This is a genomic window from Paenibacillus oleatilyticus (assembly GCF_018998565.1).
GTDB lineage: Bacteria > Bacillota > Bacilli > Paenibacillales > NBRC-103111 > Paenibacillus_G > Paenibacillus_G oleatilyticus.
The window spans coordinates 17,217-26,454 of record NZ_JAHNZO010000041.1; the positions used below are offsets into that span (position 1 = coordinate 17,217).

A 9,238-nucleotide genomic window follows, 5' to 3' on the forward strand; every position below is an offset into this window, starting at 1 on the left:
CTTTCGCGGAGCGCAATGATGAAAATTTCAAACAATTTGGTCGGTTCTACGGGTGAATATTTTGTATGTGGAGAGCTAGGTCAACGTGGAATATTAGGGTTAATTACACCTAAAAATAACCCCTTATACGATATCGTCGCTACCAATGAGGGGGGAATCCACACCGTTTTATTGCAGGTTAAAACGATGGCAAGCACCAATAAGCAGGGATGGAAGTTAAACAAATCAATTTGTGTTAAAAAGAATATCGAGAATTTATTTGTCGTTCTGGTATTATTAAACGGCATTGGGCAGCCAATTGACTATTTCATTTATAAGTATGATGATTTGGCGGAAATCGTGGAACGAAATTATAATCGATATATGTCTGTACCTAAACGAGACGGAAGTTCGAAAAAGGACACGGATATGCGTTGGCTCAACATTAAAGATTTTACGAAAGCGGACTGGGATTGTCTTAATCATTGGGATGTCCTGGGGTTCGGATAGAACAGAGCATGAGAAAAGGAGCGGTGCTTGTCGCACAAACGCTCCTTTCTTTAACCTTGCTGTCGAAGATATTCGTTCGGGCACCGCGGGTCAAAAGCAGCCGGATGACCTGCAGGTCCCGTTCCCCCGCGATCGCGGCATAGCGAGGTATTCGAGGGAATGTAGAAATTTTGGAATGCGACAAGGCATTCACGTCCGCACCATAGTCCAGGAGAACCTGTACGGCAGCTTTATTGCCGAAATGTGTCGCGAACCCTAAGGGAGTCAGCCCGTCGCCATTTCCCGTATGGGCGAGGCTCAGATCAGCCTCCAGCATGTCTTGCAGCCGCGAGGTATCCCCCGATTGTGCCGCTTGAAATACGTCGTCAATGCTTGGAATAAGCTCCATTTCATTTTCCTCCATTTCCGCAGGTGGTCCGTTCTGTTCTTAACTTATGTTTTCTCGGCCATTCGTGCCATCTCCTGCTTCAAAAAATGTGTGAAAATTTACATAAAAATGGAAAAGTTCGCATCCGATATATGTACCATGAGATGACGCATGTCTACGAGATTGGGCTGCACGAAAAACTTTTCAGAAAAGGTGTTGTAAAAATATGAAGATTGTATTGATCGTCATAGTGTGCATCATCGCGGCCGTAGGCGCATTACTGCTGTGGAGCAGCCACCTAACCGCCAAAATGAATAAGGAAAGAAAAGAGCTGGAAACCAAATACGAGCTGTCCAAGGACAAGCGGCGATTGCTTGCTTATGGCGCAATCCTTGCCCTGTACCGGAGAGAATCGACGCGGGTTCTTCAGATCAAAGGCGATCGCGAGGAACTGAGGCAAGGTCTGGAATCTGCTTGGGGAATCTCCGGCAGAGATGAAGCCATCGATACATTGGAATGGTTAATCAACGAAGGGCATCGAACAAGATATAACGAAGTCTATGCGGCCTTGAAATCCGGCGACCCGATTGTGGAAGAGGAGCTTGGCAAATCCAAGTCGTGCTATGAAGAAGCGAAACAGGTCATCAAAAGCAAGCTGCAGTTTACCGACGAAGACTTCAACGCGATTGAAACGATTGCCGCATGGGATTACGATCGCGCGATCAATATTGCAAGATGGAGCCATGCCTTGGATTACATTACGGAGGAAGAGGCATGGGAGTATATTGAGGAGGCGGCTAAAAAAGCCAGCAAAACGTTTCTGGACTGGAAATATTACTATATCTCGTTTGCTTTCGGCAGGGCGATTGCTTACGAAGGAAGTATCTACGATACGGTATGGGAGGCCAAAAGAGAGCTGTTCGAAGACCCTAGCAGCGTCTGGAATGAATTCCCGTTTAGGCTGAGCGCTTAAGATAACGTGCCTCGACCCCGGCGTTGAATCGAAAAGAGACCCCAGCGGCGGGCTTTTTTGTCATTTGTCATAGCTACGTAGTGAACAGTTGTAAAAAGTCCAACAATTGGATATATTTTTGTAAAATGCAACCGCAAAGGGGTTGAGCGCTTGAATCGAAGCAGACCTTTGGGCATCGTTTTAATTGGGAGTTTTTATATCTTTGGTTCTATTGTTTTGTTGTTATCGTTATTTGTGTATGAGCTGCCTTTCGAAAAGTATGGGATCGCAGCCAGATTCGCCCTGCCAGAAGTTCCGGAGCATCTTGCCCGATTTCTGGTAGGGGCTTCCTCGCTCGTCATGGCTTATGGGTACTTGAAGCTCAAGCGTTGGGGATATTGGTTCATGGTTGTGTATTCCATTTATTTTTTGAGCGTAAGTGGTTACCTGTTCGTTCTGTACAAGGACCAACCCTTTTTAGGAAATATCATTTGGTTGGTGATCGTAATAGCTTATAGCTACACCAGGAGAAGCCGATTTAGAAGCCCCGATGTCATTCGTAGCTGATACTTCGCCAAATTAGCAGCAATCTGCGTTATACTCCAAAATAAATTTTGGCAGCGGCGATGTCGGCATCGTATTGAGCCGTGATCCGATCCAGTTCGAACTGATCGAAGGCATGATTCCAATCGTATGTCAGCAATTTGTCCAGCTCCGCTTTGTACGAATCGAACGTTTTGTAATGTGCCAGATTCAATCGCGGCTCGCCGTATCCCATACCTTTAAAATAGACGGTCGCCGTTGCGATATCAGCGTAGTATTGTTTATAGTGTTCGTCGAGCTCCCATTGATCGTAGGCATGGTTTAAATCAATCGTCAGCTGCTTGTCCAACGCGGTTTTGTAAGTTGCAAACGAATGATAGCTGTGCAAATTGACCAAAGGATGAGCAGAAGCGGCGGACGTAACGGCAAAAAGGGACGCAGCAACTACAGTCGATAATAGCAGCGATTTAAAAGTTTTCACTAGGAATACCTCCAATAATTGTATAATTTTGCTACAATGCAATCATATAGTACGAGAGAAGCAGAGACAATATATTTACCAAAAATTAACAATGTGTGCAATGGAGCACAGATGCGCTAAAATGAAGACTGGCCGACGAGACGGACAATTCCGATAAAATAGAGAACGAGTCTATTGAAATTTTGTGAAGGCTGGGGAAAGGCCAACCTACGGTGACTTAGATGAAGCTGCATTTCATAAAGAAAGAAATCAACCTGCCGGCCAAAAATTATACTGTTTTCATCCCTAACGTTCCTACGGATAACATGTTTGCTCTCGAGCATAGGTGTGGAATTTATATGTTATTCGGAGACCAGAAATCGCTGCAATATTTGGCATGCTTATTTCTTGCTGCAAGTATGCATCGGGACAAGATGATCTATGTGCCGGTCACAACCCGGTTGCTCCCCCAAGATTTACAGCATTTCTCCGCCTATAACAAAAATCTGGACATGGTATTCATGCACCACTCGATCCAGTTCAACACGAAGCTCTGGAAAGAGATGAAGCAAAGAATGGTTAGAACCAAGGGGGAGCTGAAAAGCTTCGAGTGCAATCCGCGTCAATTTTCAGATTTGGGATATGAGGATTACAGCCCGTTTACCTATGCGGAGAATAAAGACAAGATTTTGATAAAAAAATACGCCGACACCTTGTTTTTTTACGGGAGCAAGAAAGCATTTGAGTTTGCTTCCGGAGGCTTGGAGCCGCTGTCCAGAACCGGGGCTTCTTATTTTATACGAAACGGCGGGCATGATCACGATCATTTAGACCTTTTTACACCAAAGCATCAGGGCTTGTGTGTTGATTTCTACGATGAGGCGTTATGGAGGAAATTGCAGGACGAGCGCCAATAAGAAAGGAAACCGAATGAAACCAGATACTCATGAACTCGGCAGACGGGAACAAATGATATTGCTGCTGAAAAAAGCGGGATGGTATGAAGGCAGACATGTAGATATTTCAGGCTTTGAGCTTCGTTGCAAGGAAGCGGGCATCGATTTGTTTGATAGTGCGAAAGCGTTCCTTCAAGAGTTTTCCGGAATTGACGACAGCGTTTATTTTAAATATCATCCGGACGAACCGAATTGCCGTTTTGCCGATGATTGGCATGACTACACGTTCCATTTCATTCCGGATGCCCTTAAAGAAATTGGCCGCTATGAGGATTATAGGGCTATTGTGAGCATTGCGGGCGAGGATTGCTTTTGTCTAGGCGAATCCGGGTATTATTACCCTGCTGTCGTGGCGATTGGGCGATCCGGCAAGCTGTATTTTAAGCACGACTACGAGGGCAAGGTTTATGTCTTTGATACGCTGCTCGACAGCATGGAGCACGAACTCGATGGTCATGATCTCGTCATCTCGACACTGTACGACAAAAATGAAGTTCTGCTTCCCACCTTAGGGGGAAAGCGAGTGTTTCCTGTCAAACGACCGAATCCTTTTGTCTAAGTGTTGTACGAATACGACTACTACTTAACTTACGAGGGTGAATTATGCGAAACCATGTTCTAACTAAAATTTTATCTGCGATCTTATCCCTATTCCGAAAAAAAGTCACTCTTCAGATCCCTTACGAGGTCGATCTTGAAGAGGTACAAACCTTTCACTTCATCAAGTTTGTAGATGTTTCCTACGATGAAAATAAGCTTACTGTAAAATCCAAGGATGCCGGGAGCCTGTGGCTTGACTCCAAAGGCCGGTATCGCGCCGAATATACCGAAGGACCTATGCAAGGGCATATTTGGGTGTGGGACGGGCACCTGTTGCAAAGGTACTCCCCGGAAACGAAAGAATTGAGCGTCCATCCTTATGATTCCTATCCGACCCCTTATGCTTTTTTTGATCATGAAGCGTTAGAAACGACGATGCGAAATATACAGAACAATAGCTTTGTGCCGACAAATGAGCCAAGAACTTACGAGTCGGTTACGACAAGCAATTACGTGAAAGTTCGACTAAACGAAAGCCAAACGTTGATTGAATCCATACGGCAATATAGCGAGGAGACATTAACAGGGGAATATGAGGTTGTAGCAGAGGAGCATGTTCTAAAGCCCAATTCCGAGATGTTTAAGATTAAATTATCGGGTGAATCTGAAGTTGTGTATTATGGTAAATACCCGCCGCAACAAGAGCGAAATTAGCTTCTCCGGCGGGGCTGGTCCGACCCATTGCGGAACCCAGTGGCTTAGGTATATTCGTAAAAAGAGGGGCTCTCGTAGCATTACCTTATTGCATGACAAGCTTAACCACGCTATTGTAGAAGCTTTCTGTAAAGAAATATCCTAACTTGCTCAGCAAGACACCTTCCGTTGGAGAGTGCAAATGATTGAATGATTCGAAGCTCTCTTTATTTCCAATCTCGTAAACCGTGCACTTTTCCCAGGCCTGATCCATGGACAGGAATTTTTCGCATGGGATGACCAGCACTTCGGTCTTTCCTTCCTCTTCGGCGGAAGCCATCAGAATGTAAAAGTAATTATTTTTGTTGAGGTAAGTAATGTCCTGCACGGCATTGGCCCTCCGCATATCTTGATTATGGACGTCCCGAAACCCCGGGATGTGGTATAATTTTACTACAAAAACAAATCCATAATAAAGGAGTTTGTCGGTGAAATCGGAGGCCAAGATTCGACTGCTACTGTTGGTCAGCATTTTACTCATTACCATTTTTCCGCTGATCGTGAATTCCGTATACCTGTTTGCAGGCGTAAGAAGCGGCACGCATCCCAATTTTATTTATAGCATTTTATGGGAAACGCTATCGCTGAGCCTGCTTTATTTTGTCCTGCGTAGGCAAGGACGCAGCTTGAAGGACATTGGTTTTCAATTTCGTAAAACGGATATCTTTCATGGGGTATTGCTTTATCTGGTTTTGTATTTTGTTGTTATTATCGCCGTTACGATTTCCCCCAGTTTTTTGCAGGCTCCCCAAAACGTCGATTTTCTACGAACGAAAATGACCGTAAGCTATTTTGCATTCATTGTTATCAATGCTTTTTTCGAAGAATTAATTGTTCGAGCTTATACGATGACTGAGCTGAGCTTCTTGATCAAAAAAGAAGAACTAACCGTTCTGGCCAGTACCATCATTCAGACTTCGTACCATCTGTACCAAGGCTTAATCCCGGCGCTGTATACTGGAATCATATTTTTTGTGTTTTCAATTTACTTTGTGAAAACGAGGAAGATCGTTCCTGTCATCATGGTACACTTGATCTTGGATCTGACGGCGATCACGCAACTGGGGAAATCGTAATAACGCGGTATTTTATCGATAACTTTACAATCAAATTTATAAAACAGGAGAAGAGAGAATATGAACAATGTAGAGATCCGCGATGAATTCTGGGGAATTATCGTCAAAGACCGGGATATTGATTTATATACATGCCGGAAGCTTTTGAAAGGGGAGGAGATCGAGGTCGCCTTCATGCCGGATGAAGACGATCTGCAAGAAATCATAAAACATGCAAAAGAAATTTTTACTCGAATAGAAGAGAACGATATGGTGTTTCGAGAGTATGCCGCCGATGAAATACTAAATCATTATCGCGAATACATAGTGGAGGGGCCAACGATAACTAAAGCAGAGATAGTGAATCGAATGTGGATCGAGTCTTTTTCCGTCGGTTCAGGGAAAAGCTTTGACCTGAGCTATAACGACGACGGTATTTGCGGGAATCATATCATCATGGTGTTTGTAGACGAACAAGGGGAGCCTTGCGGTGTAGATATTGCTGGATAAGGGAAGATGGAAGAGGGGCTTAATCAAGAAAAGTACCCCATGACCATGTCCACTGCCATGTACTCGAGAGCAACAACGGCGAGACACAAGAAGATGTACATCTGCAATTTGAAGGTCCCCCATTTGTCCTGCCAGTACTTCCCCCTGAAAAAAGAGATAAAATCAGGAGTAAAAGAAAACTTGACCGACTCGTCAAAATCTTCCGGATCGGAAAAAATCAGTTTATAAATGAAACGATATACCGGGAAATTAAGAATGACCAAAACAATAATGAATATGGCGTGCCAATCCATTTCACCCCTCCGTTCCTTACAAGTTATACGAGAAAAAGGAAGGAGGGGTTACATATTTCTACAAACGTCCAACCAAATTTTAGGTATAATATATTTAACTTCCAAGATTTCGGGGGAATCTGAACGTTTCTTGCTGCTCGTTCTTAAATGAATTGTGGGGAGTGATATGCAGTGTCTCATGTTTTTTATCGGGATCAAGTCGCTGTTTTAATGTATCATCATGTACACGCAACGGATGAGGGAGGAATTACGATTACCCCCCAATTATTCAAAGATCAGATCAGTCATTTGCAGAAGCTGGGGTACCATTTTATTCGTTTGCATCAATTCAAACAATATCTGAACGGCAGTCCTGTTCCTCACAATGCGGTATTGCTTACGTTCGATGATGGCTATGAGAGCGTTTATGAGAACGTGTATCCATTTTTAAAGCAGCAGCATATTCCGATGGTGAACTTCATCATGACGGAAACCTTACCTCAAGTACCGCACCTGCCTCCGACGATGACCACGCAGCAATTATCCATCATGAGCAAAGAAACGGATTTGGTTGAGAACCAGAGCCATACGGATGCTTTGCATCACAAAACGAACAACGATGATCCCGATGGAGACGCCTACTTCACTTCCAAGCTTCCTACTTCAAACGGAACGATCGAAACCGACGAACAATACCATACCCGGATTGTAGAAGACGCAAAAAGAAGCAGGCAGCAATTGCATCCTGTGAATAAACATGCAGTGGATGTCGTAGCTTACCCTTTCGGTATTTATACCGATACAGCCATTCAATATTATCAAGAGGGCGGGTTTAACTACGGATTTACCATCGTTGAGGCCATGGCAACTCGTCATGCCGATTCTATGAAAATCCCGCGTATTAACGCAGGCAGCCCTTGGATCGCCCCGTCAGATTTGCACGGCATCATTCAAAGTAAAATTGTTTCGTAAACGACGAAAGTGCAAGTTTAAACTGTGACCTGCACCAGATAGCGTTCAAACGTGACGGGTAAGCCCTCGTTTACGGCGTTTATTTCGAATATTCGCGTAACTTCGGTGAGGCATTTCTCCACTACCCATTCGTAAATGGAGGGTGCCTGACCGAAGCAGAGCATCCGGATCACATCAACAGGCTCATGGAAGTATTCCACACTTCTCATCGTTTCAATCTCGGCATGTCCCAGACCGCCTTGTTCAAGGCGATGTTTGAGATTATCCAGAACGGGAGTCCCTGCCGAAATCGGCTCGAACAAGTTCGGGAACCATTCCGAGAGTTCCGCCGCTATACCGTCCCCCGGATGCAATCCGAGGATCTTTCCTCCTTTTTTCACCACTCTGCCAACGTCCAGATAAGAAGAGGTCGGCCCTCTGCGATTATACGCAGCATCAAATTCATCCGACTCGAAAGGGAGTCTGTGTTTCGTATTTCCCGTAATGAAAATCACGTTGGATAGATTCGCTTTATTCCCTGTTTTGATGAAGTCGTTCGTAATATCCAGACCAGTAATATGTTTAACGATGGGACTCCATTGGATCGTAAATTCCCCGTGTCCGCATCCGATGTCCAATACTTTCTTGCCCCGAACCGCTCGCGCTACTTCTTCAGCAAATAGGGCTTCGGCATTAGGCGCGGTGATTGTGGAGTGCCACGAAAACGAATACTGCCCTTGTAATTTTCCGAGCTGCGCATACCATTCGATAGAATGAGGACGCAACCAGTCCGGGTGGTTTCTAGGGTCTACTAAGCTTTCGTTCATAAAGCACCTCCGAATTCGAGTGTGAACCTGTTTTTAACAGATGGAGTTGGAGGCGCGGCAGCTTAAGCACCCGTCATTCCAACGGCAAAAACTTTAAAGTTCCTATTTTCATAGTACGGCACCAGCTCTTCTTCACAAAAAAATTGCAGATGCAGGTTGTCTTTTTTACAATGCTCCACGAGTAAGCGGAAAATTTCGGATCCAATCCCGTTGCTTCTATAGTCCGTGTGGACCCCCAGTCCGCACAAGTAAGCATTGATCATCCCATCGGAAACGATTCTGCCGGTACCAATTAAGTGATTGTCATGGTATGCATAGATGGCGTACCAGCTTTGTTTCATGGCGGTCAGTAGCTGTTCTTTGTTTAGCTGCAAATATTGATTCCAATCCAGGTTCTCGTATAGTTCGTATATACTGTCTTCTGTCGGTAATTCGGTATCATATCGTATTTCCATATGATGGTCTCCTTTCTTTTTCAACCAATCCCGCGCCGCGGTTACAAAACGACGGGATTTTTCATCCAATCTTCGATCGTATCCTTGATCTCATACTTTATTAAAGCA

15 protein-coding genes are annotated in these 9,238 nt (G+C 44.5%); 9 read left to right on the forward strand and 6 right to left on the reverse strand.

What is annotated here, in order from left to right:
* Positions 1 to 18 precede the first annotated feature (18 nt).
* Positions 19 to 489 (forward strand): aspartate-ammonia lyase, encoded by a 471-nt coding sequence (locus KQX66_RS33060; protein WP_216797788.1) that lies wholly within the window; start codon positions 19 to 21, stop codon positions 487 to 489.
* Here the strand turns inward: KQX66_RS33060 and KQX66_RS33065 are convergent.
* On the reverse strand, positions 458 to 877 hold the full coding sequence (locus tag KQX66_RS33065) for an ankyrin repeat domain-containing protein (protein ID WP_216797789.1): 420 nt from the start codon (positions 875 to 877) through the stop codon (positions 458 to 460). The two genes, KQX66_RS33060 and KQX66_RS33065, sit on opposite strands and share 32 nt — an antisense overlap.
* Positions 878 to 1,082: 205 nt before the next feature.
* Here KQX66_RS33065 and KQX66_RS33070 point away from each other — a divergent pair, with 205 nt between their 5' ends.
* Together KQX66_RS33070 and KQX66_RS33075 are read left to right on the forward strand one after the other, a co-directional pair.
* Entirely contained in the window at positions 1,083 to 1,829 is a 747-nt protein-coding gene (locus KQX66_RS33070; RefSeq protein ID WP_216797791.1) for a DUF1266 domain-containing protein, read from the forward strand.
* Positions 1,830 to 1,979: 150 nt separating this feature from the next.
* Positions 1,980 to 2,375 (forward strand): hypothetical protein, encoded by a 396-nt coding sequence (locus KQX66_RS33075; protein WP_216797793.1) that lies wholly within the window; start codon positions 1,980 to 1,982, stop codon positions 2,373 to 2,375.
* A 28-nt stretch (positions 2,376 to 2,403) separates the two neighbouring features.
* Here the strand turns inward: KQX66_RS33075 and KQX66_RS33080 are convergent, their stop codons facing one another.
* Positions 2,404 to 2,832, reverse strand: a complete 429-nt coding sequence (locus tag KQX66_RS33080) for a hypothetical protein (RefSeq protein ID WP_216797794.1) — start codon at positions 2,830 to 2,832, stop codon at positions 2,404 to 2,406.
* A 221-nt stretch (positions 2,833 to 3,053) separates the two neighbouring features.
* Here KQX66_RS33080 and KQX66_RS33085 point away from each other — a divergent pair, with 221 nt between their 5' ends.
* The 3 genes from KQX66_RS33085 to KQX66_RS33095 are packed head-to-tail and all read left to right on the forward strand — an operon-like array spanning position 3,054 to position 5,021.
* Positions 3,054 to 3,728, forward strand: a complete 675-nt coding sequence (locus tag KQX66_RS33085) for a hypothetical protein (protein WP_216797796.1) — start codon at positions 3,054 to 3,056, stop codon at positions 3,726 to 3,728.
* A gap of 13 nt (positions 3,729 to 3,741) precedes the next feature.
* Positions 3,742 to 4,326 (forward strand): SUKH-3 domain-containing protein, encoded by a 585-nt coding sequence (locus KQX66_RS33090; RefSeq protein WP_216797798.1) that lies wholly within the window; start codon positions 3,742 to 3,744, stop codon positions 4,324 to 4,326.
* Positions 4,327 to 4,370: 44 nt separating this feature from the next.
* Positions 4,371 to 5,021 carry a hypothetical protein gene (locus KQX66_RS33095; RefSeq protein WP_216797799.1) on the forward strand — a complete coding sequence of 217 codons (651 nt, stop codon included), beginning with the start codon at positions 4,371 to 4,373 and terminating at the stop codon, positions 5,019 to 5,021.
* Between the two features lie 85 nt (positions 5,022 to 5,106).
* Here the strand turns inward: KQX66_RS33095 and KQX66_RS33100 are convergent, their stop codons facing one another.
* On the reverse strand, positions 5,107 to 5,388 hold the full coding sequence (locus KQX66_RS33100) for a hypothetical protein (RefSeq protein WP_216797800.1): 282 nt from the start codon (positions 5,386 to 5,388) through the stop codon (positions 5,107 to 5,109).
* Between the two features lie 100 nt (positions 5,389 to 5,488).
* On the opposite strand from KQX66_RS33100, the gene KQX66_RS38120 reads away from it, so the two are divergent.
* Together KQX66_RS38120 and KQX66_RS33110 are read left to right on the forward strand one after the other, a co-directional pair.
* Entirely contained in the window at positions 5,489 to 6,136 is a 648-nt protein-coding gene (locus KQX66_RS38120; RefSeq protein WP_216797802.1) for a CPBP family intramembrane glutamic endopeptidase, read from the forward strand.
* Positions 6,137 to 6,196: 60 nt separating this feature from the next.
* A complete protein-coding gene (locus tag KQX66_RS33110) occupies positions 6,197 to 6,625 on the forward strand; it encodes a DUF2262 domain-containing protein (protein ID WP_216797804.1) in 429 nt (142 codons plus the stop codon).
* A 23-nt stretch (positions 6,626 to 6,648) separates the two neighbouring features.
* Here the strand turns inward: KQX66_RS33110 and KQX66_RS33115 are convergent, their stop codons facing one another.
* Positions 6,649 to 6,918 (reverse strand): hypothetical protein, encoded by a 270-nt coding sequence (locus KQX66_RS33115; RefSeq protein WP_216797805.1) that lies wholly within the window; start codon positions 6,916 to 6,918, stop codon positions 6,649 to 6,651.
* 171 nt (positions 6,919 to 7,089) lie between these two features.
* On the opposite strand from KQX66_RS33115, the gene KQX66_RS33120 reads away from it, so the two are divergent.
* Positions 7,090 to 7,869, forward strand: coding sequence for a polysaccharide deacetylase family protein (locus tag KQX66_RS33120; RefSeq protein ID WP_216797808.1), 780 nt, complete (start codon positions 7,090 to 7,092; stop codon positions 7,867 to 7,869).
* A 17-nt stretch (positions 7,870 to 7,886) separates the two neighbouring features.
* Here the strand turns inward: KQX66_RS33120 and KQX66_RS33125 are convergent, their stop codons facing one another.
* Together KQX66_RS33125 and KQX66_RS33130 are read right to left on the reverse strand one after the other, a co-directional pair.
* Positions 7,887 to 8,675, reverse strand: a complete 789-nt coding sequence (locus tag KQX66_RS33125; RefSeq protein ID WP_216797809.1) for a class I SAM-dependent methyltransferase — start codon at positions 8,673 to 8,675, stop codon at positions 7,887 to 7,889.
* A gap of 62 nt (positions 8,676 to 8,737) precedes the next feature.
* Positions 8,738 to 9,199 (reverse strand): GNAT family N-acetyltransferase, encoded by a 462-nt coding sequence (locus tag KQX66_RS33130; RefSeq protein ID WP_306665905.1) that lies wholly within the window; start codon positions 9,197 to 9,199, stop codon positions 8,738 to 8,740.
* Positions 9,200 to 9,238: the final 39 nt, after the last annotated feature.

Excerpts from the sequence above, each read along its gene's own strand:
- KQX66_RS33060 (WP_216797788.1), top strand. The coding sequence starts at position 19 with ATGAAAATTTCAAACAATTTGGTCGGTTCTACGGGTGAATATTTTGTA.
- KQX66_RS33065 (WP_216797789.1), bottom strand. The coding sequence starts at position 877 with ATGGAGCTTATTCCAAGCATTGACGACGTATTTCAAGCGGCACAATCG.
- KQX66_RS33070 (WP_216797791.1), top strand. The coding sequence starts at position 1,083 with ATGAAGATTGTATTGATCGTCATAGTGTGCATCATCGCGGCCGTAGGC.
- KQX66_RS33085 (WP_216797796.1), top strand. The coding sequence starts at position 3,054 with ATGAAGCTGCATTTCATAAAGAAAGAAATCAACCTGCCGGCCAAAAAT.
- KQX66_RS33090 (WP_216797798.1), top strand. The coding sequence starts at position 3,742 with ATGAAACCAGATACTCATGAACTCGGCAGACGGGAACAAATGATATTG.
- KQX66_RS33095 (WP_216797799.1), top strand. The coding sequence starts at position 4,371 with ATGCGAAACCATGTTCTAACTAAAATTTTATCTGCGATCTTATCCCTA.
- KQX66_RS33110 (WP_216797804.1), top strand. The coding sequence starts at position 6,197 with ATGAACAATGTAGAGATCCGCGATGAATTCTGGGGAATTATCGTCAAA.
- KQX66_RS33115 (WP_216797805.1), bottom strand. The coding sequence starts at position 6,918 with ATGGATTGGCACGCCATATTCATTATTGTTTTGGTCATTCTTAATTTC.
- KQX66_RS33125 (WP_216797809.1), bottom strand. The coding sequence starts at position 8,675 with ATGAACGAAAGCTTAGTAGACCCTAGAAACCACCCGGACTGGTTGCGT.